The organism is Deinococcus aestuarii, from assembly GCF_018863415.1.
Lineage (GTDB): Bacteria > Deinococcota > Deinococci > Deinococcales > Deinococcaceae > Deinococcus > Deinococcus aestuarii.
In genome coordinates this window covers 99,217-125,690 of record NZ_JAHKSN010000012.1, presented here as the reverse complement: position 1 = coordinate 125,690, position 26,474 = coordinate 99,217, and the positions used below count along the sequence as shown (strand labels likewise).

The window sequence follows — 26,474 nt, the reverse complement described above, 5'->3', positions numbered from 1 at the left end:
CGCGTTACTCACCCGTGCGCCACTCCCGACCCGAAGGCCGAGCGTTCGACTTGCATGTCTTAAGCACGCCGCCAGCGTTCACCCTGAGCCAGGATCAAACTCTCCATCAAATCGTTCAGCACCCTCTGTCGAGGCTGTTGATAAGTGTTGCTCCAAGCTTGCGCTTGGCTGGTGGAGCCGCAGCTCCGCACACGTCTGGAGTTCCTCGGGGGAGAAACCGCGTGTACCACCCTGTCGGGTGGCCCTGCTCTCGCATCTCTTCACCTGTCATGCTGCTCGCCTCGCTTGAGGCTCAGAAAAGATACCGGGCCCCTCCCGCTTTGTCAACTCCCCCCGGCCCTCGCCGGGCTCCCGAAGCGTGCGCCCGCGACCCCTTCGCCGTCCGGCTGGGCATACTGGGGTCATGTTCCGAATAGAGGCCGCTGAACTGCTGCTCGTGCGCCTGCCGCTGAAGTTCCGTTTCGAGACGAGCTTCGGGGTGCAGACGGAGAAGCTCATTCCCCTGCTCGTGCTGCATGGGGACGGGGTGCAGGGTCTGGCCGAGGGGACAATGGAGTTCGCGCCGATGTACCGCGAGGAGACTATCGCCGGGGCGCTGCACCTGCTGCGCGAGGTGTTCTTGCCGCGCGTCCTGGGGCGCACCTTCGCCAACCCGGAGGCGGTGGAGGCCGCGCTGGGCTCGTTCCGGGGCAATCGCATGGCCCGCGCGATGGTGGAGATGGCCGCGTGGGACCTGTGGGCGCGGACCCTCGGCGTGCCGCTGGGAACGCTGCTGGGCGGGCGCAAGACCGAGGTCGAGGTGGGCGTGAGCCTCGGCATCCAGGCGGACGAGGCCGCCACGGTGGAGGTGGTGGGGCGGCACGTGGAGCAGGGCTACCGCCGCATCAAGCTCAAGATCAAGCCGGGCTGGGACGTGCAGCCCGTCCGTGCCGCGCGGGAGGCCTTTCCCGACATCCGCCTCACCGTGGACGCCAACAGCGCCTACACGCTGGCGGACTCCGGGCGGCTCGCGGCGCTGGACGCTTTCGACCTGACGTACATCGAGCAGCCGCTCGCCTGGGACGACCTCGTGGACCACGCGGAGTTGCAGCGCCGCCTGCGCACGCCGCTGTGCCTCGACGAGAGCGTGACGAGCGCGCAGGACGCCCGCAAGGGGCTGGCCCTGGGGGCGGGGCGGGTCATCAACCTCAAGGTTGCGCGCGTCGGCGGGCACGCGGAGGCGCGGCGGGTCCACGACGTGGCGCAGGCCTTCGGGGCGCCCGTGTGGTGCGGGGGGATGCTGGAAAGCGGCGTGGGCCGGGCGCACAACGTCCACCTCTCGACCCTGCCGAACTTCGCCCTGCCGGGGGACACGAGCAGCGCCAGCCGCTACTGGGAGACGGACGTGATCAACGAGCCTCTGGAGGCGGTGAATGGCCTGATGCCCGTGCCGCAGGGTCCCGGCATCGGCGTGACGCTCAACCGGGAATTCATCGCGCAGGTCTCCGAGCTCGACGAGGAGTTTCAGGCTTGACGGGACCCATCTCCCCGGCCGGGCGTGCCTTCGTCGTCCGGGACGTGACCGACCCCTGGGAGATGCGGGCGCTGGAGGACGTGCAGGTGCGGGCCTGGGGGTACGCCGACCGCGAGGTGCTGCCCGCCACCATGCTCCGCATCGGGGCCCACACGGGCGCGGTCGTGCTGGCGGCCTATCCCGCAGATGATGAGGCGGGCGCCGCGGCTTCCCCCTTCGGCCTCGCCTACGGCTTTCCGGCCCTGAAGGGCGGGCAGCTCTGGCACCACTCGCACCTCCTCGCCGTCTCGCCGGAGTGGCGGGGGGGCGGGGCCGCCGTTGCCCTCAAGCTCGCGCAGCGGGAACGGGCGCTCGCGCAGGGCCTCACGCGGATGACCTGGACCTTCGACCCCCTGGTGACCCGCAACGCCCGCCTCAACCTGGGAAAGCTGGGCGCGCGGGCCGTGAGCTACCACCCGGGCTGGTACGCCCTCGGGGAGGATCGCAGGGCCGCCTTTCCCGCCGACCGTCTGATGATCGAGTGGGACCTGACGAGGCCGCACATGGAACGCCCGGCTCCCCCTCCGGACGGTGAGGTGGTGCTGGAAGCGCAGGGAGAGGGACCAGGACGCCCCCGCCTCGACCTGGCCGGGCCGCGTCTCCTCGCGGAGGTGCCCACACGGGCGGACACCCTGCCCGAAGCTGCACGCCTCGCCTGGAGACACGCCCTGCGCGACGTGCTGGGCGGCTATCTGGGAGGTGGATATGCCGTGACCGACCTCGCGCGGCAGGGGGAGCGGGCGTACTACGTGTTGACGCGGGGGCGGTAGGGGACGCACAAAGGGACGAGGGGACGCAGCATCGGCCACGTCCCCCTCATTCCTGTTGTTCAGCGGTGCGGTCCCACGGACCACTCACCACTTCCCTCAGTACGCCACGTTGTAGGACGCCGTGTCGCTCACCCAGTCCTGCTGGGAGATGGCGGGCTGGGTCGGCGTGGGCGTGACCGGGTTGACGACGATACTCAGGGCCTGGGCGAGGCGCTGGGGGGAGTTGGCGGTGGGCTTGACGGTGGCGAAGGGTTGCCCCGCCTGGAAGGAGCTGATCTCCGAGAGGTTCAGCGCGCGGCGGCTGGCGACGACGAGGACCTTGTTCAGCCCGTAGGGGCCCGCCACGTCGAAGGTGAAGTTGTCTCCCGCCGCCGGGAAGGCGCGGATTTCGCCCCGGCGCACGAAGTTGGTGCCGCTCAGGCGGTTGGGCAGAATCTGATCGACGCTGCCGTCGGGGTTCACGTTGAAGAGGTAGACGTAGGCGTCCTCGTTGACCTGGGTGTAGAGGCGGATGCGCTCGCCCACCCGGTAGTTCGGGGTCTGGAGACCGCTGGGGTCGCGGTCCACCCACACCTGCGCCGAGAGGTTCGTCTGGACCGGGTTCACGATGATGCTCTGGGCACTCAGCCGGGGCGTGGCCTGGGCAGGGGCGGCAAGGGGAAGAAGCAGGGCGGCGGTCAGAGTGGTCAGGATGGCGGGCTTCTTCATGGCATTCCTCCGGTCGAGGCCACCGCTGCGCCGGAAGCGTCCTGCGCGGGATTCTCGGTGGCCTGGCTGACCCCACCGTAGTCCCGCCCGCCTGACTCCGGGTGAAGCCCGCCTGACTCAAGGTGAGGACGGCTGACGTGATGTTCATGTGGCTCAGCGGCGCGTCTCACCGAAAAAGAAGGCGGCGGAATCCGGGGTGGACTCCGCCTCTCTTCCTGCCTTCGCTGGCTGGGGCACAAGGATTCGAACCTTGACTAACAGTTCCAAAGACTGCTGTGCTGCCATTACACAATGCCCCAACGCTTCACCCGCCGGGCGGGCGCAGTGGAGTATAGACGCGCCCGCGTGAGGGGGTCAACCGCCGCGCGCCGCCACCACAGACGGCTTCTCGATCACCGTCAGTCCCGCGTACTGGAGCAGCAGGCGTTTTTGCCCGACACCGGGAAAATAGATCAGCACCTCCCGCCGCTCGCCCTGCCCGAACCCCTGGAGCAAGACGCCCTCGCCGAACTTGGCGTGGCGCACCCGCAGAGGCTCGGTGGTGCTCACCGCCCGCTGAAGCTCACGGCTGGGGATGCCGAGGCGGGCGCTGACCTCGGGGAGCGAGAGGCCCTGGAGGTCAAGGAGTTCGCGCGCCTGGAGCGGCCAGGAGGGGGGCAGGGCGGGGACCTCGGGAAGGGTGGCGGCGTCCGGCTCGGGCTCGGCGGCGGGCTGCACCCCCAGGAGGTCTTGCAGGAAGGCGCGGGTGGCGTGCTTGTCGGTGGGGCGACGCTCGCCGCTGCTCAAAAAGGGGGCGTAGCAGCGGCTCACCGCGATGCACTCGTAACAGCCGTGCGTCTCCTTGCAGCACGTCTTCGCAGTGAGGTCGAGCGCGCGAGCGAGGAGGTCGTCCAGATTCTCGAAGGCGCGGCGCGACACCCCCAGGCCGCCCAGCCAGTCGTCGTACAGGAAAAAGTAGTTGTCCCGGTCCGTCCGGAAGGCCCCGGCGAGATCGTTCTCGTCGCAGGCGACGCGCTCGGGGGTGACCTTTTGCAACAGGTGTTTCAGGGTGTGCGCGACCGCCGTCGGATGCTCGGTCGCCCGCGCGTCCACCCCGACCTCCAGCGCAGAGGTGCGGAAGGGGGGGAGTTCGAGGGGCTCGTCGTACAGGTGCTCGGAGAGCTTGTGGTCCTGCATCCGGTCCTGGATGCGGCTCCCGCAGGCGCGGCACACCCGCTCGGTGGGGTCGGGTTCGCGGTCACAGCCGGTGCAGACGCGCTCGAAGACCTGGCGCATCATCATGTAGCCGGTGTAGCGGCGGCGGATCGTCACCTCCCCGTGGCGGTAGGCCAGCGCCCCGCGCCGCACCCACTCGCCCATGCGGGTCGGGCTGACCTCGATGGAGTACAGCCCGCGCGTGAAGAGGTTGGCCGCGTCGAAGCGCTGGGCGAGGATCGCCGTCCCCGCCGGGTGCTCCTGCCAGCGGGTGACCTTGTACCCCTGCCCGTCGAGGGTGAAGACCGCTCCCTCGTGCTTCTCGGTCAGCGCGTAGTGCTGGCTGGGCGATTCCAGCGGCGTGTCGAGGGCGCGCGGGCCCTTGAGTTCCCAGTCCGCCTCCTCCACGACGGCAAATTTGGCGCTCCCCTCGCCGCGCAGGTTCCAGTATTTGGGGCTGGGCGCGACTTCAGCGGGGAGCCCCGCCGCCTTGAACTCCTCGTTCGCGCGTCCCTGGTGCCGGGGCGAGAGGTAGGGGTTGTTCGCCTCCACGACCGCCTTCTCGATGGGGCCGGTCACGAGTTCGCGGAAGTTCCCGGCGTTGGAGTAGAAGGCATCCACGGGCTGCGGCACGCCCTGCTCGTTCAGCGCGGGAAGGTAGAGGACCAGGCCCGGCGCCACCCGTCCGGCCCGGCCCGCCATCTGCCGGAAGGCCATGCGCGAGCCGGGGTAGCCGTCGATGATCACGACCTCCAGGTCGCCGATGTCCACCCCGGCCTCCAGGGCATTGGTGGCGAACATCACCCCGCTCGACGCGCGGCGGAACTCGGTGAGGCGACCCTCGCGGTCGGAGGTCCCGGCCATATAGAGGTGGGTGTGCCTCTGGTAGAGGGGCTGGGCGCGGTAGGTGGAATACAGGCGGGCGGCCCGCGAGCGGCCCCGGAAGAAGGCGAGGACCTTGAGGCGGTGGGTCACGCTCGCGCTCACGACCGCATCCCAGAAGCGGCGGGGCTGCCCCCGGTGGTCGGCGAGGTAGTAGCGTTTGCCGTGCCGCGCCGCGCCCGACTCGCTGACCTGCACGGCGTCCACCCCGACCAGCTCCCGGGCGAACTCGGCGGGGTTGCCGATGGTGGCGGTGGACAGGACGACCTGGGGATTTGCGCCCAGCGCCCGCGCGAGGTCGAGGAGGCGCCGCAGCATCCCGGCGACCTCGCTGCCGAAGCCGCCCCGGTAGGTGTGCGCCTCGTCGAGCACGATGAAGGACAGGCGGGACAGGAACTCGCGCACGCGGGGCTGGGTCAGCGACCAGTGGAGCTTGTCGGGGGTGGCGGTCACCATCCGCACGCCGGGTCGGAAGACCTCGTTCGGCTGGGCCGCGCTCTGAAAGGCGCCGATCTCCCAGTCGAAGCCGCCACTTGCCTGGAACGCAGCGAGCTTGTCGCGCTGGTCCTGGCCGAGGGCGACGAGGGGGTAGACGAAGAGGGCGGTCGCGCGGGGGTCGCGTTCCAACCGCTCGAAGACCGCCGGGAAGAAGGCGCCCGTCTTGCCGCTGGCGGTCGGGGTGGTCACGATGACGTGCTCGCCGCCTTGCATCAGGCGGTAGGTCTCGGCCTGGTGGCTGAAGACCTCGGGGAAGCCGAAGCCGCGGGAGACGGCCTCGGACCAGCCGAGGTCCGCCGTGCTCAGGGTGCGGGGGGGGGCTTCCTTCTCCTCGTGGAGCAGGGCCGCTCCGCCGCCCAGGATGTCCCGCAGGAACGCCTCCAGGCGGGCGTAGGGGGAGCGGGCGGGGAACACGTGGCTCAGTGTAGGGCGCTTGGGAAAAGGTGGGTGGGGAGAGGGGTTACGGTCGGGGTGGGGGTGGAGGGGGGCAGGGTGTCTTGCGACGGTTTACCCCCACCCCCCTGCCCCCTACCCCCTGAGGGGGCAGGGGGAGCGGCGCGGCGCTGGGCAAGGGCACACGGACGGCGCGGGTGGTCGGGTCCGTCTGAACGCAAGGTGTGATCTTGTCGCATCCCATCGGCGTGCCCACCGTCTCGCTGCGCGAGCAAGGCGGGGCCGTGGGCCTGGGGCGTTCAGTCACCGGCACTCAAGGGGCGTCCAAATAGACGTTTTAAAAGCAAGAGCTCTCGCGCCCTTTGCTCCTCCCCTTGAAGGGGGAGGCTGGGATTTGTAGAGCTGCGCAGCAGAGGGGGTAACGCAACCGCTCCTCAGTGCCCTCCACGCCCCAAGCCTCATCTCTCCTCACCCACCGCCTACATCACCGAGTCGCTCTCCCGAATCAGGATCGGCGCGTGGAAGGCGGCGGGGAGCCATTCTTCCTGCGGGTGCATCGCATCCGGCGGGCAGGAGCGCACGCAGGCCATGCAGCCCGTGCAGGCGGAGAGGTTGAGGAGGAGCCGCACGCCGCCTTCCGGCTTCAGCTCGCGGGTGATCGCCTCGGTGGGGCAGACGTTGGAGCACACCGGGCAGTCGATGCAGGAGTCGTCCACCAGGGGCGCGGGCCAGAAGACGCCCGCGTCGGGGGCCGGGGCGGGCTGGAGGGACCGGGCGCGCCACCGCCACTCCTCGGGGGTGCGCTCCCCCGGGACGCTCCAGTCCACGAAGGGGAGGGGACGCTCGGGAATGGCCTGGGCGACCTGCTGCCGCCCCACGCGCAGGAGGGTGGCGAAGGCTCCGCGGCGCGAGACGCGCACGGCCCGGCCCTGGTCCTCCGGGGTGGCGGGGCGCACGGTGGCCTCGGTGGGCTGCCCGGTCGCCCCCCGCAGGTGATTGGCCTCCTCGACCACGCGGCCCACCCGCCCCGGCACGTCGGGGGCACCGACCGGGCAGGCCCCGCACTCGCCGTGAATCAGGGTCAGGGGCGTGCCCCAGGCCCCGGCGGCGGCGACCACGGCGGGGGTCACGCGGCCCAGGCAGGGTAGGGTGGGACCGCCCGCCCCGCTCTGGGAGCAGGTGAGGGTGGCCTCCCCGCCCTGGCCCGCGTCGCGCACGGTCTGGAGGGTGGGCGTGAGGTCGTACTCCAGGGCGCCCGAGGGGCAGACCTGCACGCACAGGCCGCAGCCCGTGCACAGGGCGGGGTCGATCTGGATGCTGTCACCCAGGGGGCCGAGCTGAATCGCGCCGTGGGGGCAGGTGGTGTGGCAGGCGTCGCAGCCGCCGACCGCCTGACGTTCGAGCAGGCAACGCGGCGCCGCAAAGCGCGGCAGCGGGTTGCCGTACTCGCCCAGACGGTTCAGAACGCCTTCCAACATGCGCCGAGTCTAGTGCCGGGGGAAGGGCCCCAAAGGAAGGCAGGAGACGAAGGGGACGGTCCCGTCCTCTCAGCGCTCAGCGGTGTCCAGCACGGCGCGGGCGATCTCCTCCGGGTGGGTCCAGTGGAGCTGGTGCCCGCCGTCGCCCAGGACCCGCAGGGTCGCCCGGGGCAGGGCGCGGGCGAGGGGCACGGCGTGGAGCCCCGCGGGCGTGAGGCGGTCGTGGGCTCCCGCGATGACCGTCGTGGGTACGTCCAGCCGGGCATACGCCGGGACGAGCCGGGTGAGCTCCCGGGCGAAGGTGCGGTTTTCCCAGGCGAGGGCGTGGACCTGCGCCCGGCGCCGGGAGAAGGCGAGCATCATCGCGTGCCAGGTGGGCGGGATGGGGTGGGGGTGGAAGGCGCGCGTCCCCTCCACCCGGGCGACGAGGCGGCCCAGCGGCAGCAGGAACACCCGGGTCAGCAGCGTCTCCAGCCCGGGCACGAGCGGCACGTACGCCAGGGGCCGGGTCAGGCCGCGCACCGGGAAGGCGGTGGGCGAGAACAGCACGAGGGAGCGCACCCGCTCCGGGTAGGCGGCGGCGAAGGCGAGCGCCACCGCCGCCCCGTAGGAGTGCCCGAGCAGGGTGACGGGCCCGCGCACCTCCAGGGCGTCCAGGAGCTGGGAGAGCCGCCGGACGTTGACCTCCACCGTGACGGGCGAGCCGACGGGGACGGGCGTGTGGCCGTGGCCGGGTCGGTCGGGGGCGATCAGCCGCGCGTGAGGGCCGAGTTCGTCCCACAGTGGCGAGACGGGCCAGTCGAGGGCCACCCCGTCGCTCCCGTGGATCAGGACGGTGGGCGGCGCGGTGGGGTCACCTCCCTCGATCACGTGGGTGGGGCCATCGGGGAGGTCGAGCACGCGCCCGCGCGGCGGATAGCGCTCCACGCTGCGCCGGATGCGGGCGTGGGTCAAGAGGGCCCCCAACCCAAGCGCGGCGGCGAGCCCCAGCAGGGAGGCCGTGCCCCTCAAGGTCGGCGCGTCGGCACGCGCAGGGTGAGGAAGAGGACGCCCGCCGCGCCCACGAGCACCCACGCGACCTGTCCGGCGAGCACTGGAATGCGCGGCAGGCTGAATCCCACCGCCACCGCGATGCAGGTGCAGGCGATCCACTTCGCCCGCAGCGGCATTCCGCGCCCCGCCCGGTAGTCGCGCACGAGTTCGCCGACCACGGGCCGCGAGAGCAGCCACGCCTCCCATTTGGGATTGCCCCGCGCGAAGCAGGCCGCCGCGAGGATGAACCACACCGTCCCGGGCAGGCCCGGCAGGATCAGCCCCAGGACGCCCAACCCCATCAGCACAAAGCCCAGCGCCACCCACAGGGGCCGGGCGAGGCGTGACGCGGGCGGGGGTCGGCGGGCCATGCTCTCAAGATAGGACGGCGGCGGGGCGAGACGGGAGGCTCGGGACCTTTCCGGCTCCGTCAATCCGTCCCTGTGTGAACGGACGCCCCCAGGTGCGCCGGGGCGGGGGCGTGGGTGCCCGAGTCGTGGATGCGCCCCGCGTGCCCGCTCAGGAAGCCGCCGTCGTATCCACGCCGCCACGCCATCAGCTCCCCGAGGACGCTCAGGGCGACCTCCTCGGGCGCCTCGGCCCCCAGGCGCAGGCCAATCGGGGAGCGCAGGCGGGCGAGTTCCCCGGGCGTGAAGGTGACGCCCTCCGCTTCCAGCGCGCGCAGCAGGTCCTCGGCGCGCGAGCGGGGGCCCAGGATGCCGACGTAGGGGGCGCACGAGCGCAGCGCGTGGGCGAGGCACACCCGGTCGCGGTCGAGGTGGTGGTTCATCACGATGAGGTGGGCCCGCTCGCCGGGCGTGAAGGCGGACAGCTCCTCGGGGGCGAGGGAATGCAGCGTCGCCCCCGGGAAGCGGCCCGGCGTCAGGTACGCGGGGCGCGGGTCGATCACGTGGACGGTGTACCCCAGCGCGTGCGCCTGCGCGGCGAGCGGGATCGCGTCGTGGCCCGCCCCGTAGATCACGAGTTCGGGCGGCGGCACGCTCACGTCGAGGAAGACGGGGGTGCTGTCCGGGGCCACGAGGGTCACCGCGCGTGGCTCGCGCAGGCCCAGCCGCTCGCGAGCGGCGGACACGGCGAAGGCGTGGAGGGAGGGGTCGGGCAGGCGGCCCACCTCTGCCCCGTCCGGGGTGACGAGGATCCTCCCCTCCCCCGCCAGCGGCACCGCGAGGGCGGCGGCGCGGCCCTCCTCTAGCGCCCGGAGCCAGGCGGCGGTCACGGGGTCTTCCGCGTCCACCCGCTCGACCCGCACGTCCACGCTGCCCCCGCAGCCGATGCCCAGGCCCCAGGTCGCGTCCTCCGAGAGGTCGTAGTGGGTGAGGGCGGGCTGGCCGGTGCGGATAACTTCCAGCGCGACCTCCACCACCTCGGCCTCCAGGCAGCCGCCGGAGAGCATACAGACCTGCGCCCCGTCGTCGAGGACGAGCATCCGGGTGCCCTCGCGGCGGTAGGCGCTGCCCCGCACCCCGACGATGGTGGCGAGGGCGGCCTCCCGACCCCCGGCCAGGGCTGTTCTCAGCGCCGCGAGCAGGGCGCGCGTTTCGGCTGCGTTCATGTGGCTTCAATCTACCGCCGCCGGGGGTGGGAAGGAGGTCCGGCCCGAGGGATGAGTCGGTGGAACCGGGCTCGCCCGCGAGGTTCCCCGCCCCGTTCGACCAGAATGGGCCCGGTTATGGCAGAACGTGGAGAACGAGACGAGAACCTGGGGGCAGACGGGCGGACCTTACGGACGGTGGCGGGGCGGGTCGAGGCCCTGCTCGCCCGGATGACCCTGGAGGAGAAGGTCGGGCAACTCCACCAGGGTCACAACCTGGGGGACGCGGACGCCGACGACATCCGCCTGGGCCGGGTGGGAAGTGCTATCGTCGCCAGCAGCGCCACCGCGGGCAACGACCGCCAGGAGCAGGTGCGGGCGCAGGCCTTAAACCGGCTGCAACAAGTCGCCGTCAAGGAGTCGCGCCTGGGTATCCCCCTGCTGTTCGCCCGGGACGTGATTCACGGGCACCGGACGGTTGCACCCATCCCACTGGGGCAGGCCGCCAGTTGGTCCCCCGAACACGTCCGGCGCTGCGCGGAGGTCGCGGCGCGGGAGGCGCGGGCGGACGGAATCACCTGGGTCTTCACCCCCATGCTCGACATCGCCCGCGACGGGCGCTGGGGCCGGATCGCGGAAGGCTTCGGCGAGGACCCGTACCTGGCCGCCCGTCTCGCCAAGGCCGCCGTGCGCGGCTACCAGGGAGACGACCTCGGCGACGGGGAGCACGTGGCCGCCTGCGCCAAGCACTTCGTCGGCTACGGCGCGGTCGAGGGCGGGCGGGACTACAACACGCTGGAGATCAGCGCCTACACCCTGCAAAACGTCCACCTCCCCCCCTTCCGCGCGGCGGTGGGGGCGGGCGTGGCGAGCGTCATGAGCGCCTTTTGCGACCTGAACGGCCTGCCCGTCGCGGCAAGTCCTGGCCTGCTGCGCCGCAGCCTGCGGGACGACCTGGGCTTCGAGGGGGTCCTCGTCACCGACTGGGAGGGTGTGCTGGAACTCACCCGCCACGGGGTCGCCGGGGACGGGGAGGAGGCCGCCCGGCAGGCGTTCCTGGCGGGGAACGACGTGGATATGGTGAGTGGGCTCTACCGGGAGCATCTGCCGGAGCTGATCCGGTCCGGACGGGTGCCCCCGGAGAGGCTGGACGAGGCGGTGAGGCGTGTCCTGACCCTCAAGTTCAGGCTGGGGCTGTTCGAGCGGCCCTACGCGGACGAGGGCGAGGCGGCCCGCGCGCACTTCACCCCCGAGCACCGCGCCACGACGCTGGACCTCGCCCGCCGCAGCCCGGTCCTCCTCCAGAACCGGGGCGACCTCCTGCCGCTGGGCGCCGGAACCCGGGTGGGCGTGTTCGGGGTGGCGGCCACCTGGCGCGAGCAGCTGTTCGGCACCTGGACCCTCGACGGCGAGGCGGGGGACGTACCCACGCTGCTGGAGGCCGTGCGAAAGGTCCACCCCGGCCCGCACGAGGTCTGGCACACCGCCAACATCGACGAGGCGCTGGACTGGGCCCGGCACACCGATGTCGTGATCGTGGCCCTCGGCGAGACGCCCACCCGCAGCGGCGAGGACCACAGCGTCGCCAGCCTGGACCTGCCCGCCGGGCAACCGGAGACGCTGGAGGCGCTGCACGCCCTCGGGGTTCGGGTCGTGACCGTCGTTTTCTCTGGCCGCCCGCTGGTCCTCACCCGGGTCGTGCGCGCCTCGGAGGCGGTGCTGCTCGCCTGGCATCCGGGCGTCTGCGGCGGTGAGGCCGTGGCCGAAATTCTGTACGGCTTGGTCAACCCCAGCGGGCACCTCCCGGCCAGCCTCCCGCGCCAGACCGGGCAGCTTCCGGCTCACTACAACTTCAAACCGACGGGAAGGCCCCTGGCGACCTTCCCGCAGGCCTACCGGCTGAGCGACGAGTTGGACTCGCCCCTCTTCCCCTTCGGCTTCGGGCTGAGTTACACACGCTTCGCCTATTCCGACCTGCGGGTGGACACCGAGGTTCCCCTGGGGCAGCCCGTCCGCGTCACCGTCGCGGTGAAGAACGTGGGCGAGCTGGCGGGTGAGACGGTAGCCCAGCTCTACCTGCGGGATGTGGTCGCCAGCCGCACCCGTCCCGTCCGGGAGCTGAGAGGGTTCGAGCGGGTCGCGCTGGAGCCCGACGCCTGTCGGCAGGTGGCCTTCACCCTGATGGCAGACGACCTGAGCTTCTACGACGAGACGGGAACCCCCGTGCTGGAGCCGGGCGAGTTCCTCGTCTGGGTCGGCGAGGACAGTTCGGCGACCTTGGAGGGCTCCTTCCGCCTCCTCGCCGAGGGCCCGGGGGAGGGTTGAGAGGAGCGCCTGACGAGGACCGGAAGAGGCAAGCCCTCACGCACCAAGACGTCTTGACAACTCCGGGCAGAGGTGCAGAATAGGCTTGTAACCGATTACAAAACCTTTGCTGGGGCAGCCCTTGGTGCCTTGGTTTTGGTCTGATGAGTTTGTAACCGGTTACAGAAGGGCCGACTCCCGATGAGGTGTTCCCAGTGACCGATCTGCTCCCGCGCCCCACCATCAACGACATCGCTGTTGCGGCGGGCGTGAGCAAGGGCACGGTGAGCCGCGTGCTCAACGGGCACCGCACCGTCGCGGCGGGCACGCGCGAGCGGGTGCAGGAGGTCATGCAGCGGATGGGGTACAGCCCCGACCCCGCCGCCCGGCACCTGAGCTGGCGCAAGGGGCAGACGCTGGGGCTGCTGCTGGACCGCGACGACCCGATGCTCCACCCGTACTACATCCTGTTCCGTGAGGCGCTGGAGAGCCACACCGCCCTGCAAGGCGTGCAGCTCGTAGGGCTGCGGACCGAGGTGTGGAACCTGCCCCACCTGCCCACGGCGGTCCTGGTGATGCACGCGCAGCAGGACGAGGACCGGCGGCTCGACTTCCTGCGGCGGGCGGGCGTGCCCTCCGTCCTGATCGGTCACCACCCCGACTTCTTCTGGGTCGCCCCCCACGACGAGGAGGGCGGGGCCCTCGCGGCGCGGCACCTGCTGGAGGCCGGGCACCGCGACCTGATGTACCTGGGCGAAGGAACCAGCCAGGTGGCCCAGGACCGGGGGCGGGGCTTCGTGGGGACGGCACGGGGGGCGGGGGCGCGGGTCGGGTCGCTGCCGAGCGACTTCACCGTCCTCGGCGGTTACCGGGCCGTCCGCCGGGCCTGGGAGGACGGCGCGCGCTTCACCGGCCTCTTCGCCCAGAGCGACGAGAGCGCCATCGGGGCCATCGCCGCCCTGGAGGACCTGGGCGTGCGCGTGCCGGAAGACGTTTCCGTGGTGGGCTTCGACGGACTGCCGGAGGTGCCGCTCAACATCCGGCTGACCACCGTGGCGCAGAACATCCCGCTCATCGCTTCGACCGCTCTCCAACTCGTCGGCGAGGCCATCTCGGGGCTTCCCCCCCGTGGCGAATTCATCCCCGTTCACCTGACCCCCGGCGCGACCGTCGCCCCTGTGGCACGCGCGCCCCTTTCCGGAGGAGAAGTATGAAACACGCCCTGCTCGTCAGCCTCGCCGTCCTCGCGTCCAGCGCCGCCGCCCAGAGCACCATCAAGATCAACGGGTACGCGGGGCAGGACAACACCATCTACCCGGAGATGATCAACCGCTACGTCCGGCCCCAGCTCAGGGGCGTCACCGTGACGTACCAGGCCCTCCAGGGCGACTACAACCAGGGCCTGACCACGCTGCTGGCCTCCGGCTCGGCGGGCGACCTGTTCTACCTGCCGGGGGAGACGCTCGACACCTACATCGCCACCGGCAAGGTGTTGCCCCTGACCGGCCAGGTGAGCACCGCTCCTTTCGTCAGGAGCCTGACCAACGCCTTCACCCGGGACGGGAAGGTCTACGCCATCCCCAAGGACTTCAACACCCTGACGCTGGTGTACAACAAGGACCTCTTCGACGAGGCCAAGGTTGCGTATCCCAACAACAACGACACCTGGAGCAGCCTCACCACCAAGCTCACCAACCTGAAAAAGGCGCTGGGCAGCGACTACTACGGCATCTGCCTCGCGCCCGACTACGCGCGGATGGGGGCCTTTGCCATCGGCGCGGGCTGGAAGCAGTTCGGCGCGAACGGCAAGACCAACCTGCTCGACCCGGCCTTCCAGGCGGCCTTCAACTGGTACACCGGCCTGACGAAGGACAAGGTGGGCATCCAGCCCAGCGAGATTTCGCAGGACTGGTCGGGCGGCTGCCTCGCCACCGGCAAGGTCGCCGTCGCCATCGAGGGCAACTGGATCACCGGCTTCCTCAAGGACAACGCCCCCAACCTGAAGTACGGCACGGCGCTGATGCCCAAGGCCGACCGCACCGGCAAGCGCGGCAACTTCATCTACACGGTCGGCTGGGCGGTGAATGCCAACTCCAAGAACCGGGCCAACGCCCTCAAGGTCCTGAACATCCTGACGGGCCCGCAGGTGCAGCAGTACGTGCTGGATCAGGGCATCGCCATCCCCAGCCGCACCGCCCTGGCGAACAACCCCTTCTTCAAGAAGACCACCCCGGAGGCCCAGAACGCCGCCGCCGTCTTCGCGGGCGCGTCGGACGGCAACGTCGCCCCCTACACCTTCGGGCCCAAGGGGCCGGACTGGGCCAAGCCCATCAACGCCGCGCTGGCCGCCGCGCTCAGCGGTCAGCAGAGTGCCGCCAACGCGCTGAAGAAGGCGCAGCAGGACATGGCGACCCTCCAGAGCCGGTAAGGCCCCGAAGTCCGCGGGGTCGGGAGGAGGCCGTGCGTTCTCCCGACCCCGCCTGCATTCCGGCCGGGGAGGCCTCCCATGTTCCGAAAAGGTCAGACCGCCACCGCGTTCCTGTTCCTGGCGCCGTTTCTGATCACCATCCTGGTGTTCTTCTTCTACGCCTTCGCCCGGGCGATCTATTACTCCTTCACCGACTTCAACCTGTTCAACGACGCCCGAGTGATTGGCATAAAACCGTACCTGGACGTGCTGGGCGACTCGCTCTTCCAGCGGGCGCTGGCGAACACGCTGGTGTTCTCCATCCTGGTGACGGTGCTGCAAACGGTCGGCTCGCTCCTGATGGCCGTGGCCCTGAACAACAAGATCAAGGGGCAGTCGTTCTTCCGTTCGGCGTGGTACATGCCCAGCATCACGAGTTCGGTGGTCATCACCCTGATCTTCCTGTGGCTGTTTCAGCGGCGCGGCGTGGTCAATTACCTGATCACCCAGTGGCTGACGTACCTGCCGCTGATCCTGACCTTCCTGGGCGTGATGATCGCCGTGCAGGTCGCGCAGGTGCTGTTCGAGCGGTCGCGCAAGCTGCCCGCGAAGTGGTTTGACCCGGCGCTGGCGGCGATGAGCGCGCTGATCGCCCTGGCCGTCACCCTGGGCCTGAACGTGCTGGGCGTCGTCGGGGCCCGCGACGTGCAGCCCTACGACTTCCAGTACTTCTCGGACTCGTGGCTCAGCATCGGGGGCGTGCGGGTGCTGAGTATGCCGCTCCTCGTCGTCGTCATCATGAACACCTTCACGACCATTCCGACGCTCATGCTGTTTTTCCTGGCGGGTCTCCAGAACATCCCCGCCGCGCTGTACGAGGCCGCCGACATCGACGGGGCGACGCCCGCCCAGAAGCTGCTGCGGGTGACGGTCCCTATGCTGCGCCCGGTGACCTTTTACGTGGTGACCATCAGCCTGATCGGGACCATGCAGATGTTCGACCAGGTGGCGGTGATCGGGAGCGCGGCGCCCCAGGAGACGCTGATCACGCTGGCGTATTACGTGTACACCAACACCTTCAAGTCGGGGGCCGCGCCCGTGAACATGGCGGCGGCGGCGGCGATCATCCTGGCACTGATCATCCTGCTGATGGTCTTTCTCCAGCGCAGATTCTTCGTGGCCCCGGAGGCGCAATGACCACCTCGACCGTTCCGTCTCCGCCTGCCCGGTTCGGGTCGGCCCAGGAGCAGGACCGCTGGCTGGCGCGGCGCCGCTGGGCGCGGGTGGGCTGGCTGTACCTGTTCATGCTGGTGATGAGCCTGTTCTTCGTCGGGCCCTTCCTGCTGGGGACGGTCAGCAGCTTCAAGGACAACCCCAACGAGTACCCGCCCCGCTTGATCATCCCGCAGCTCACGCCGCGTTACATCGCCACCGCGTACAACCTGGGCGTGCAGGGCGGCGCGGACGGCTGGAACGGGGGGTTGGTGCCGGGCCGCTCGGTGAGTTTCGACGTGTCGGTGCGCTCTCCCGCCGATGCGCCACAAGACCCGCCCACCGTCTCGCTCTTCCCGTACCAGCCGCAGAGCCTCGTCGCGCTCGCCAAGCAGGCGCAGGCCCGCGACTACGCGCAGGTCAGGACCGTGCAGACGGGCGGGGCGGGCGAGGTCCGCTCCTACCGCACGACCGTCACCTACCCGCCCCTCACCCGGCAGCAGGGTGAGATCGTCCGCGCTAAGATCGGCCCCTCGGACCCCGACCTGACCGCCTTCCTGCCGAATGGCGAGCGGGTCAGGGTCACGCTCGACACCCCCGAGGCGCAGCAACGTCAGTTCGACCTCAGCGAGACGCAACTGGTCGAACTCGTGCGGGCGAACGGCACCTACTCCCTGCGGGGCCCGGTGATCCAGCGCACGCCGCTTCAGGTGGACGTGCAGCGCGGGCAGAGCATCGTGGGGAGCACGCTGCCGCCCAGCGACCGGCAGAACTTCGACCGCTCCTTCGCGTACCGCAACGTCACCCCCGGCATCCTGGGGTACACCTTCAACAACTACCGCCGGGCCTTCAACGAGACGACCGACCCGCAGAGTGGCCGCAGCCTCTTCCTGCGCTGGGTGGGCAATTCCTTCCTGTACGCCCTGCTGCGGGTCGTGGCGGCCATCGTGTTCTGCTCGCTCGCCGGGTACGCGCTCGCCCGCCTGAACTTTCCCGGCAAGGGCCTGATCTTCATCCTGGGCGTGCTGTTCGTGCAGATGGTGCCCGCGCAGGTCAACCTGGTGAGCAACTACGTGCTGCTGCGGGACCTGGGGCTGCTCAACCTCTGGGGCCTGTGGCTTCAGGGGCTGGTGGCGGCGGGCGGCGTCTTCCTGATGAAGCAGTTCTTCGAGGGAATGCCGCGCGAGCTGGAGGAATCGGCCTCCATCGACGGGGCGGGGCCCTTCACGACCTTCTGGCGGGTGATGCTGCCGCAGGCGGGCCCGGCGCTGATCGCGCTGGCGATCACCCAGTTCCAGGGGGCGTGGAACGACTTCTTCTGGCCGGTGGTGCTGCTGCGCGAGAACACCAACTTCACCCTGACGGTGGGCCTCTCCAGCTTCCGGCAGGCCTACGGCGGGCAGGGCGACTACGGGCTGATCCTGGCGGGCGCGGTGCTGAGCGCCATTCCGGTCATCATCGTGTTCGTCGTCTTCCAGCGTTACTTCGTGGACACCGGGGCCGACAGCGCCGTCAAGGGGTAAACCTTCCCCCTCTTCCCTCTCCAGAAAGACCCCCATGCTGACCACCCGCACCGTCCTCAAGGAAAACGACCTCTACCTTGTCGGCAACCGCCATTACCAAGCCGTCGGCGAGGAGGGGGGCTTATACCGCCGCGACACCCGCTTTCTCTCCCGCTACGCCTGGCGGCTGGACGGCCAGCCCCCGCAACACCTCGTCCTGCACGAACGCTGGCCCTTCTGGCTGCACGAGCAGGCGGCGAACGCGAACGTCGGCTACACCATGCGCGTCGGCATCACCCGCGACCTCACCGTCACCGGGACCGAGGTACGCGACCACCTGCGGGTGACCCTCTACGAGCCCGGCACCCACCGCCTCACCCTCGAACTCGGCGCCGACTTCCTCGACATGTTCGAGGTGCGGGGGTGGCCTAAAGGGTTGGGCCCGCGGGAGGTGGTGACGCGCGCCCTACCCGGCGGCGTGGAGTTCAGCTACACCGCTGGGGACGGGCTGCGCTGCCGGACGCTCGTGCAGGCCTCCCCCACCCCAAGTTGGGACGGTCAGGCGCTCATCTGGGAGATCGAAGGGAACACGGACATTCAGGTCAGCGTCTTCCCCCTTCAGGGAGACGAGGAGCCCACCCCCGGCGACCCAGAGGCCCTTGCCCGCGAGTACGCGGCCCTGCGCCCGCCCGTCACGCTGCCCAACCCTCTCGACGCGCAGATCGTGGAACGAAGCGTGCAGGACCTCCGCAGCCTGAGCTTCCACACCGACTTCGGCCCCTTCCCGGCGGCGGGCCTGCCGTGGTTCGTGGCCCCCTTCGGACGCGACAGCCTGATCATCGCCCTCCTCGTGCACGAGCAGCACCCCGACCTCGCCGTGACGGTCGCCCGCTTCCTGGCCGCGCAGCAGGGGAGGAAACACGACCCCGTGACGCTGGAGGAGCCCGGCAAGATCATGCACGAGCAGCGGGTGGGCGAACTCACCCGGCTGGGCCGCACGCCGCACCGCCCCTACTACGCGACCGCCGACGCCACGCCCCTCTTCGTGTGGCTGGTGGGCGAACTCAGCCAGAAACGGCCCGACCTCGCCCGTGAGCTGCGCCCGAACTGGGAGGCCGCGCTGGAGTGGCTCACCACCCTGGGCGACCCGGACGGCGACGGCCTGATCGAGTACACCCCCGACCCGAACGGCATCACGAACGCGGTGTGGAAGGACAGCGGCGACTCGACCTTTACAGAAGACGGGGTGGACGTGAGCGGGCACGTCGCCGTGATCGAGGTGCAGGGGTACGCCTACGCCGCCTACCTCGCCGCCGCGCGGATGTACCGCGAGCTGGGCGAGCCGGAAAGAGCGGCGGAGTGGGAGGAGCGGGCCCAGACCCTGCGCGAGACCTTCCAGCGCGCCTTCTGGTGGCCCGAGCGCGGCTCCTACGTCCACGGCCTGAACGGGGACAAGCGGCCCCTGCGGGTACTCGTCTCCAACCCGGCCCACACGCTCTGGACGGGAATTATCCCCCCCGAGTACGCCGAGCAGGTCGCCCGCACCGCTCTGGGGGAAGAGCTCTGGAGCGGCTGGGGCATCCGCACACTGGGGGTGAACGAGCCCCGTTACAACCCGGTCTCCTACCACAACGGCAGCGTGTGGCCGCACGACACGGCGGTCGCGGCGCTGGGGATGGCGCGCTACGGCCTGCACGCCCAGGCCCGGCAGGTGACCCGGGCGCTGTTCGACGCGGCCCGCTGGGCGCCCGATCACCGCCTGAGCGAGCTGTTCGCGGGCTTTCCCCGGGAGGACGGGCCGCCCGTCCCCTATCCCGCCGCCTGCCACCCGCAGGGTTGGGACGCGGCGATTCCCCTCGCGCTCGCGCACCTGCTCGCCGAGCCCGTGGAGCGGGAGGCGGCGGGCGTGACGGTCCTTTAACGCCCGCTCACCCGCCTTCCGGGAGGGGGGGCGAGAATCACGCCATGCTGGACAACCTTCTGAACAGCGTGCGCCGGGGGGCCGGGCGGGTGCAGCGCCGGGGCGAGGAGGTCGCGCAGGTCGCGCGGCTGCGCCTGGAGGTGTTCCAGCTCACCCGCGAACTCGACTTGCTCTACGCCCGCCTGGGCCGCTCGTATCACGCGGGGGCCGACGTGGGCATCCTCCAGGGCATCCGCGACGACATCCGCCGGGTGGACGACGAGATTGACGCCCGCGAGCGCCTGATGCGCGAGCTGGGCGGAGATCACCCGGAGGGCGGCGAGGCGGCCCCGGACCACGCCGCAGACCTGCTCCCCGCCCGGCAGCCCGACCCGGCCTCCAGCCCCCGCGTCGTCGTGACCACCACGGCCCCGGACACGGAGCCCACCATCCCCGACGCCATGCCCCGCCCCCACGAGAAAGACGGAGGAGACCCATGACCGACCGCGACGCGAACGTCCCGACCAGCCCCAACCCCACCGTGGAGCACAGCGACGAGCGGCCCGACCTCGGCGACTCGACCGCCAGCCAGGGGAACCTCCCGGCCCGCGAGAAGGGCTTTATCAACGAGCACCGCAAGGAAGAGGGCCGGGCCGCCACCGAGATGCCCGACCCCCTCGACCTCTAGCCTGACCCGCGCGCTCCAGGGGCCAGCGACCCACCCGTCGCTGGCCCCCCATCGTGTCTAGAAAAACCCGGACGGTCACATCCCCTTCACGAGCCCGTGGGCTTCCCTGGAGCATGACTCAGGAGAACTGGAGCCCCACGAACACGGTGATCGAGTTGCGCGGCGCGTGGCGCGGCGAGGTCCACGACCCGGAGCGCGCCTTCGAGGGCGTCGTCACGGAGTCGAGCCTGCCCGAGGTCGGCCCGGGCGAGCGGCTGGAGGTGCACTACCGGACGACCGCGGGCCGTGTTCCTGGAGCGGCCCAGCACGGTATGTACGTGATGAACCTGCGGGAGGGCCGCCTGAGCTGGCCCCTGATGAGCTTCACCTGCCACGACACCGCCGGGCCGGGCCGCCCGGGCAACGACGACACGGCGGAGGCGAACTGGCGCGCGGTGCCCCTCCCGCCCGAGGAGGCCGACCTCTGATCCTCGCCACACCGCCGGAGCGGTCCCCGCTCACAGGGGAAGCGTCTCCTCCCGGGCAGAGGGGACGCGCTGGCCCGCTCCGGCGGACGGCGTTCCCGCCTCGACCCCGCTAGAGGTCCCGGCGGCTGAAGTGCCACATCCCGGCGGCCACCGCCAGCACGGCGAGGGCGCACGCCCACACGATCAATCCCGGCGCGAGGGGCTCGCTTCCGAAAAAGGGGTTGGCTCCCCGCGCCGCCTGCCCCAGTTGCCGCAGCACCTCGGGCTGGAGGTGGTAGCTCGCGCCCAGCCACAGCGAGTTGGTGGGCATCAGCGTGTTGGCGAGGCGCCCGAGGGACGTCAGCGTCGGGCTGTCCGCGAACGAGCCGATGGTGCCCAGGATGCCCCCCGCGAAGCCCACCCCGTACAGCACGAACACGCCGATGCCGTTCGCCAGGGTGGTGAAGAGGGTGCTTCCCAGCACCGTCAGCGCCGTGATCAGGGCGATGGCGAGCAGGATCAGCCCCACGGCGGGCAGCGGCGCGGGCGGCACGAAGCCCGTGATGAGCCGGATGCCCCACAGCAGCGCCCCGCTGATCAGGGCGACGTACCCCACGTTCACCAGCGTGAAGCCCACCCAGCGCCCGAACACGAGCTGCGCCCGGGTGATGGGCCGCGCGATCACGCTCTGCATGACGCCGCTCTCCACGTCACCGCTGACCGCCCCCACGGTGGAGAGCACGGCCATCAGCGACCCCAGGAAAAAGACGAGGTACATCCCGAACAGCGTGGCGTACATGACGGGCGCGTTTGCCGCCCCGTACACGCTGCGACCGTCGAGGCCGAGCTCAAAGGCCCGCTGGTCGAGGGTCTGCTCCAGCCGCACGATGCCGTAGAGGTAGAAGCCCACGAAGGCGGCGGTGAGGAGCAGCAGCACGATCACCAGCCGTTTGCGCACCGCCTCGCGCAGGCTGAGTTCGGCGATCAAGAGGGCGTTACGCACGGGCCGCCTCCGGGGTGCGGGGGGCGCGGGCGGCCTCCGGCGTGTCCTCGATGAGTTCGAGGAACAGGGTCTCCAGGTCGGGGCGGCGGGGGCTGAGCGCGTAGAGCCGGGCGCGGTGGGCGTGAACGGCGTCCGCGAGGGCGGGCAACGCCTCCTCCCGCCCCAGCCACACCTCCACGTCCGCGCGGCCCGGGGTGTTCGTGTCGACGTGCCGCACCTCGCCGATCTCCCCCAGCGCGCTCAGCAGCCCCGGCGAGAGGTGGTCCACCCGCAGGTCCACGGGGAGGACGCCGCCCTGAAGGTCGCGCATCGTGCCCTGACGCAGCACCCGCCCGGCCTTGACGAACGCCACCCGGTCGCACACCTGCTCGACCTCCGACAGCAGGTGTGAGTTCAGGAAGACAGCCACGCCCTCGGCCTTGAGGCGCTCGATGATCTCGCGCACCTCGACGCGCCCGATGGGGTCGAGCGCGCTCGTCGGCTCGTCCAGAAAAACGAGGCGGGGCCGGGCCAGGATCGCCGCCGCGAGGCCCGCGCGCTGGAGCATCCCCTTCGAGTAGCCGCTCATCGCCTCGCCGCCGCGCCCACCCAGCCCCACCGTTTCGAGCACCTGCGGCACGCGGGCCTGAACCTCGTCGGCCCTCAACCCGGCGAGCCGCCCGTGGAAGCGCAGGAATTCCTGGGCAGTCATCCAGGTCTGAAAGCGGAACTGCTCGGGCAAGAACCCCAGCCGGGCGCGCACCGCCGGGTCGGAGGGCCGACCGCCGAGGACCCGCACCTCGCCGCCCGTGGGGTGGACGAGGCCGAGGAGCATCTTGACGGTCGTGCTCTTGCCCGCCCCGTTGGGGCCCAGGAAGCCGAAGACCTCCCCCTCGCCCACCGTGAGGCTCAGGCCGTCCACGACCGCCCGCCCCCGGTAGACCTTGCGCAGTTCCCGCGTCTCGATGGCCGCCATCGGGTCAGCATAGAGGGGCGGGGTGGGGACGGCGTGCGTCGGAAGTTGCAAAGGGCTGCCAGGAGAAGGGGCCGAGGGTGGTCTGCCGCGCCCCCTCCCTCTGAGTCCTCAGCGCGTCAGGATGTCGTCGATCCGGCCCAGCACGTCCGCGTCGAGCTTCACGCCCGCCGCCCTCACCGTCTCCTCGATCTGCTCGACGCGGGTGGCGCCGGTGATGACGCTGCTCACGCCCTTCTGGCGCAGAATCCAGGCGAGGGCGAGCTGCGCCCGGGTGATGCCCAGGCCGTCGGCGACGGACTTGAGGTCGCGGACCTTCTGGATGTTCTCTTCGGTCAGGAAGTTCTTGCCCCAGTTCTCGTTGTCGCTCAGGCGCGCACCCTCGGGACGGCCCTGGTCGTACTTGCCGGTCAGCAGGCCCATCGCCAGCGGGCTCCACACGACGAGGCCGACCCCCGCCTCCTCGGTATAGGGCAGGATTTCCTTTTCCACCCGGTCGCGGCGCAGCATGGAGTATTCGGGCTGCTCGGTGACGGGGGCGTGCAGGCCGTGCGCCCTGGCGAACTCGACCGCCTGGGCGATGCGCGCGGCGGGCCACATGGAGGTGCCCCAATACATCGCGCGGCCACTTCTGACGACCTGATCGAAGGCCATCACGATCTCCTCCATCGGGACCGTCTCGTCGTAGCGGTGGGCGAAGTAGATGTCGAGGTAGTCGGTGCCGAGCCTTTTCAGTGTCTTGTCGATGCTCTCCAGGATGTGCTTGCGCGAGAGGCCCCGGTCGTTCACGTCGTCGCTCATCGGCCAGAAGACCTTGGAGGAGATGACGAGCGTGTGGCGAGGCAGCTCGCGCAACGTGGCGCCCATCAGTTCCTCGGACTTGCCCCGGGCATACACGTCGGCCTGGTCGAAGAAGTTCACGCCCTCCTCGTAGGCCTTCATCACGATGTCGCGCACCATGCTCTGGTCGTTGACGGTCTGCCCGAAGGTGACCCAGCCGCCTAAGGAGACCTCCGACACCTTGAGGCCGCTCTTGCCGAGGTTGCGGTATTCCATGCGGCCCAATCTAGCGACTCGCGGATCAGCCGCCCGTCAGATTCAGGGGTGGTTAAGGCGGAGGCAGAGAAAAGGCGTCAGACGGGCGGATTCCAACCGGGCGGGGCCAGCTCGAAGCCGCCGAAGCGGAACCCCGGCGCCACCACGCAGCCCACCAGGCTCCATTCGCCCAGGGACCGCGCGCTCTGCCAGACGTGGGCAGGCACGATGCCCTGGGGCCGCTCACCGCCCGCGAGGTCGGACCCCAGCCGCAGACGGCGAACCTCGCCTCCCTCCCAGACCGCCAGCTCTAGCGCCGCCCCCGCATGGTGGCACCAAACTTCGGTCGCGTCCACCCGGTGCCAGTGCGAGACCTCGCCCGCCCGCAGCAGGAAGGAGATGGTGGTGCACACGGGCCGCCCGTCCACCTCCCGCGCGTCCGAGTGAATCTGGACGTAGTGCCCGCCCTCCGGGTGCGGTTCCAGGCCCAGCAGGCGGATGATTTCCTCGGCGGTCACCGTGCCCCCCGGCGCCACTGGTTCGCCCGTTCGCCCCGGGCCGCGAGAGTCGCCGTCTCGCGCACCCGTTTCTCGCGGGTGGCGGCGGTCTTGGCCTGCGCGATCCACTCGAGGATGCCCCGCCTCGCGCTGCGGGGGAAGGCGTCCCATGGCTCGCGTGCGCCTTCGTCTGCCAGCGCTGCCTCCAGATCGGGCGGCACCTCCAGCGCGTCCACCGCGTCGAGGAGGGTCCACGAGCCGTCCCGCACCGCCGCGTCGATCTTCGCCTGCCCTGCCGGGGTCATCAGGCCCGCCGCCCGCATCCGTTCCACCCGGGCTTTATTGACGGCACTCCAACCGCTGCCGGGCTTGCGGGGGGCGATATACAGCATGGAGCGTGCCCCGTCGAGCCTGCGCGGCTTGGAGTCGATCCAGCCGAAGCACAGGGCCTCCTCCACCGCGTCGTCCCCGCTCAGGTTGACTGGGCCCGCCGACTTCTTGCGCAGCACGAGCCACACGCCTTTTTCGGTCTGGGCGTTCGCCTCCAGCCACGTTCGCCACTCTGCGCGGGAGTCCGGCTCGAAGGCATCGTCGGGCAGGGTCACGAGGACACTTCCACGGCGCGCGAGGCGTTCCACCTTTCGGGCAGGGTCGGCGTGAAGATGTAGCCGCCCTCCAGCGTACCCAGCACCTCGCTCCGTTCCAGCCCCCAGCGGTGGGCGTACAGGGCGATGTAGGCGCAGAGGAGGGCGTCGGTGCGGTCTTCGTGGTCCTTGAGGGCGCGGCCACGCAGGGTGGCGGGGTTCACGGCGAGGTGGGCGCCTAGACCTGTCAGCGGTGGGTCGGCCTGGGCCAGCGCGGCGAGGTGGTCGTAAAGGGCAGTCCAGGCAGCGTCCATGACCTCGCGCGCTTGCCCCTTGTTCTTGTATTTCAGGGTGCGGCTGAGCCCGAAGAGCGCGACCGTTGCCGGGTGGGGGTAGACCTCGACCACGCGGCGGACGGGCAACCCGACAGGGATTCTGGGATCGTGAACGAAGCCGCGCGCCGTAAGCGCCTGCGTCAGCGCCTCACCCCGAACGACTCCCGCCGCGTCGGCCAGCCGCGTTCTGTTCGTGGGGTGGGCCGCCGCCTGGAAGCGTCCGAACACCGCCCCGACCTCCGCCTCGGCAAGGCGGCGCCCGGTCACGTTGGGCACGGTGAGCGGCGCGTCGATGGTGACGATAGCCGGGTCGTCCCCGGCGTGGGTCTCCACGAAAGCGAGAACGCTCGTGTCGTCGGAGAGGAGGGCCGTCTCCAGCAGGCGCCCGCCCCCCGCGTCCCCTCGATGACGGCGCCGCCCGTGGGGTTGCGGACGGACCAGGCGAGGTCGAGGCCGATGAAACGCATGGAACACCTTACCGGAACCGGAAGCGGGTCAGACCTGATCCGGCGTCACCAACTGCCCCTTCAGCATCTCCCGGAACCAGTTGCCCCAGTGTGGCTTGCGCCCGTCCACATCCGTGAAGCCGTACTCGTCCATCAACGTCCAGGAGGCGAGGGCGCGGCCATTGAAGCGATGTTTGTCGGGGTCGGCGGCGAGGGCGGCGACGGCCCGGCCCACGAAGCGGGGCGTCTCGGACTCGGCGAAGTTGGGGTCCCGGGCGGTGGCGTCCCGCCAGCGGGTCTCCTCCACCCCGAAGTGGGCCAGCATCTCCTCCGAGCGCAGGTAACCGGGGGTGACGCTCACGCTCGTCACGCCGCGCGGGTCCCCCTCCAGCTCGTGCGCCCAACCCTGCGCCAACCGCATCACGCCCGTCTTGGCAAGGTCGTAGATCAGGTTGCCCCGGTAGGACCAGCCGTCCCCGTCGGTCACCTCCACGATGAGGGCGCCGGGACGCAGGAGCGGGATCAGGTACCGCCCCGTGACGAGGTGGGTCCACAGCCCGCCTTCGATCAGCGCGCGGGCCTTCGCCAGATCGAGTTCCCACGCCTTCTTGCCCCATTCGCTGTGTCGCTCGCCGCCCCACACGTCGTTGACGAGCACGTCGAGACCGCCGAAGTCCGCCCGCACCCGCTCGGCGAGGGCCTGCACGTCGGCCTCGTTCAGGTGGTCGCAGCGCACCGGGACGCCGACGCCGCCCGCCGCCGTGACCAGCTCCGCCGTCTCCTCGATGGTCTCCGGTCGGCCCTGCGCCGTACCGAGGTCACTCAGGCCCGTGCGGGTGGAACGTCCGGTGCACAGAACGGTCGCGCCCCTCGCCCCCAGTTCGACGGCGATGCCCCGCCCCGCTCCACGTGTGGCCCCGGCGACGACGGCGACGCGGCCCGTCAACGAGTGTTCCGGATCAAGGTTCATGCTTCCACCCCTCCAGGTCCGCCCGACCCGGCCCGTGCGGTTGTCTTGCCGTCGAACACACTGTTGAGGGACACTGACGGTCTCCCGCCGCGCACCTCCCCAGGTTACCTGGCACTCCTCGTGCTGTGATCCGC

24 protein-coding genes, 1 tRNA gene and 1 rRNA gene are annotated in these 26,474 nt (G+C 70.6%); 11 read left to right on the top strand and 15 right to left on the bottom strand.

Annotated elements, in window-relative coordinates:
• A 16S ribosomal RNA gene (locus IC605_RS15185) occupies positions 1–110 on the bottom strand; the annotation flags it as partial.
• 293 nt (positions 111–403) lie between these two features.
• On the opposite strand from IC605_RS15185, the gene menC reads away from it, so the two are divergent.
• The gene (menC, locus tag IC605_RS15180) at positions 404–1,513 is read left to right on the top strand and encodes an o-succinylbenzoate synthase (protein WP_216325937.1); all 1,110 of its coding nucleotides are present in this window, start codon (positions 404–406) and stop codon (positions 1,511–1,513) included.
• 62 nt (positions 1,514–1,575) lie between these two features.
• Positions 1,576–2,322 (top strand): acyl-CoA acyltransferase, encoded by a 747-nt coding sequence (locus IC605_RS15175; protein ID WP_216325955.1) that lies wholly within the window; start codon positions 1,576–1,578, stop codon positions 2,320–2,322.
• A 96-nt stretch (positions 2,323–2,418) separates the two neighbouring features.
• On the opposite strand, the gene IC605_RS15170 is transcribed toward IC605_RS15175, so the two are convergent.
• The 7 genes from IC605_RS15170 to IC605_RS15140 form a co-directional block, all read right to left on the bottom strand.
• Positions 2,419–3,030 carry a DUF4384 domain-containing protein gene (locus IC605_RS15170; RefSeq protein ID WP_216325935.1) on the bottom strand — a complete coding sequence of 204 codons (612 nt, stop codon included), beginning with the start codon at positions 3,028–3,030 and terminating at the stop codon, positions 2,419–2,421.
• A 225-nt stretch (positions 3,031–3,255) separates the two neighbouring features.
• Positions 3,256–3,329 (bottom strand) — tRNA-Gln (locus tag IC605_RS15165).
• A 55-nt stretch (positions 3,330–3,384) separates the two neighbouring features.
• Positions 3,385–6,018: a DEAD/DEAH box helicase gene (locus IC605_RS15160; protein WP_216325933.1), complete on the bottom strand. Its 2,634-nt coding sequence runs from the start codon at positions 6,016–6,018 to the stop codon at positions 3,385–3,387.
• A 458-nt stretch (positions 6,019–6,476) separates the two neighbouring features.
• Positions 6,477–7,475, bottom strand: coding sequence for a 4Fe-4S binding protein (locus IC605_RS15155; RefSeq protein ID WP_216325931.1), 999 nt, complete (start codon positions 7,473–7,475; stop codon positions 6,477–6,479).
• 69 nt (positions 7,476–7,544) lie between these two features.
• The gene (locus IC605_RS15150) at positions 7,545–8,429 is read right to left on the bottom strand and encodes an alpha/beta fold hydrolase (RefSeq protein ID WP_246580883.1); all 885 of its coding nucleotides are present in this window, start codon (positions 8,427–8,429) and stop codon (positions 7,545–7,547) included.
• A gap of 53 nt (positions 8,430–8,482) precedes the next feature.
• On the bottom strand, positions 8,483–8,878 hold the full coding sequence (locus IC605_RS15145) for a YbaN family protein (protein ID WP_216325926.1): 396 nt from the start codon (positions 8,876–8,878) through the stop codon (positions 8,483–8,485).
• Positions 8,879–8,937: 59 nt separating this feature from the next.
• Positions 8,938–10,080 (bottom strand): XdhC family protein, encoded by a 1,143-nt coding sequence (locus IC605_RS15140; RefSeq protein ID WP_216325923.1) that lies wholly within the window; start codon positions 10,078–10,080, stop codon positions 8,938–8,940.
• 117 nt (positions 10,081–10,197) lie between these two features.
• On the opposite strand from IC605_RS15140, the gene IC605_RS15135 reads away from it, so the two are divergent.
• The 9 genes from IC605_RS15135 (at position 10,198) to IC605_RS15095 (ending at position 20,539) form a co-directional block, all read left to right on the top strand.
• A complete protein-coding gene (locus IC605_RS15135; protein WP_216325921.1) occupies positions 10,198–12,384 on the top strand; it encodes a glycoside hydrolase family 3 N-terminal domain-containing protein in 2,187 nt (728 codons plus the stop codon).
• Between the two features lie 194 nt (positions 12,385–12,578).
• Positions 12,579–13,577, top strand: coding sequence for a LacI family DNA-binding transcriptional regulator (locus IC605_RS15130; RefSeq protein WP_216325918.1), 999 nt, complete (start codon positions 12,579–12,581; stop codon positions 13,575–13,577).
• Positions 13,574–14,791, top strand: a complete 1,218-nt coding sequence (locus IC605_RS15125) for an extracellular solute-binding protein (RefSeq protein WP_216325916.1) — start codon at positions 13,574–13,576, stop codon at positions 14,789–14,791. The genes IC605_RS15130 and IC605_RS15125 overlap by 4 nt, the downstream gene beginning before the upstream one ends.
• Before the next feature lie 78 nt (positions 14,792–14,869).
• A complete protein-coding gene (locus tag IC605_RS15120; protein ID WP_216325913.1) occupies positions 14,870–15,967 on the top strand; it encodes a carbohydrate ABC transporter permease in 1,098 nt (365 codons plus the stop codon).
• Positions 15,964–17,505, top strand: a complete 1,542-nt coding sequence (locus IC605_RS15115; protein ID WP_216325911.1) for a carbohydrate ABC transporter permease — start codon at positions 15,964–15,966, stop codon at positions 17,503–17,505. Before IC605_RS15120 ends, IC605_RS15115 begins: the two co-directional genes overlap by 4 nt.
• A 34-nt stretch (positions 17,506–17,539) precedes the next feature.
• Positions 17,540–19,405, top strand: coding sequence for an amylo-alpha-1,6-glucosidase (locus IC605_RS15110; RefSeq protein ID WP_216325908.1), 1,866 nt, complete (start codon positions 17,540–17,542; stop codon positions 19,403–19,405).
• A gap of 44 nt (positions 19,406–19,449) precedes the next feature.
• A complete protein-coding gene (locus tag IC605_RS15105; RefSeq protein ID WP_216325906.1) occupies positions 19,450–19,884 on the top strand; it encodes a hypothetical protein in 435 nt (144 codons plus the stop codon).
• The gene (locus IC605_RS15100; RefSeq protein ID WP_216325901.1) at positions 19,881–20,072 is read left to right on the top strand and encodes a hypothetical protein; all 192 of its coding nucleotides are present in this window, start codon (positions 19,881–19,883) and stop codon (positions 20,070–20,072) included. Before IC605_RS15105 ends, IC605_RS15100 begins: the two co-directional genes overlap by 4 nt.
• 113 nt (positions 20,073–20,185) lie before the next feature.
• The gene (locus tag IC605_RS15095) at positions 20,186–20,539 is read left to right on the top strand and encodes a hypothetical protein (protein WP_216325898.1); all 354 of its coding nucleotides are present in this window, start codon (positions 20,186–20,188) and stop codon (positions 20,537–20,539) included.
• Between the two features lie 109 nt (positions 20,540–20,648).
• Here IC605_RS15095 and IC605_RS15090 read toward each other — a convergent pair whose 3' ends face one another.
• The 7 genes from IC605_RS15090 to IC605_RS15060 form a co-directional block, all read right to left on the bottom strand.
• Positions 20,649–21,521, bottom strand: coding sequence for an ABC transporter permease (locus IC605_RS15090; protein WP_216325895.1), 873 nt, complete (start codon positions 21,519–21,521; stop codon positions 20,649–20,651).
• The gene (locus IC605_RS15085; protein WP_216325893.1) at positions 21,514–22,476 is read right to left on the bottom strand and encodes an ABC transporter ATP-binding protein; all 963 of its coding nucleotides are present in this window, start codon (positions 22,474–22,476) and stop codon (positions 21,514–21,516) included. Before IC605_RS15085 ends, IC605_RS15090 begins: the two co-directional genes overlap by 8 nt.
• 108 nt (positions 22,477–22,584) lie before the next feature.
• Positions 22,585–23,529 carry an aldo/keto reductase family protein gene (locus IC605_RS15080; RefSeq protein WP_216325890.1) on the bottom strand — a complete coding sequence of 315 codons (945 nt, stop codon included), beginning with the start codon at positions 23,527–23,529 and terminating at the stop codon, positions 22,585–22,587.
• 77 nt (positions 23,530–23,606) lie between these two features.
• Positions 23,607–24,026, bottom strand: a complete 420-nt coding sequence (locus IC605_RS15075) for a cupin domain-containing protein (RefSeq protein ID WP_343216629.1) — start codon at positions 24,024–24,026, stop codon at positions 23,607–23,609.
• Complete coding sequence (locus IC605_RS15070; protein ID WP_216325884.1) at positions 24,023–24,610, bottom strand: YdeI/OmpD-associated family protein; 588 nt, start codon at positions 24,608–24,610, stop codon at positions 24,023–24,025. Before IC605_RS15070 ends, IC605_RS15075 begins: the two co-directional genes overlap by 4 nt.
• Complete coding sequence (locus IC605_RS15065; protein WP_343216628.1) at positions 24,607–25,398, bottom strand: DUF429 domain-containing protein; 792 nt, start codon at positions 25,396–25,398, stop codon at positions 24,607–24,609. The genes IC605_RS15070 and IC605_RS15065 overlap by 4 nt, the downstream gene beginning before the upstream one ends.
• Positions 25,399–25,419: 21 nt before the next feature.
• Complete coding sequence (locus tag IC605_RS15060) at positions 25,420–26,340, bottom strand: SDR family oxidoreductase (RefSeq protein WP_216325880.1); 921 nt, start codon at positions 26,338–26,340, stop codon at positions 25,420–25,422.
• Between the last annotated feature and the right edge of the window lie 134 nt (positions 26,341–26,474).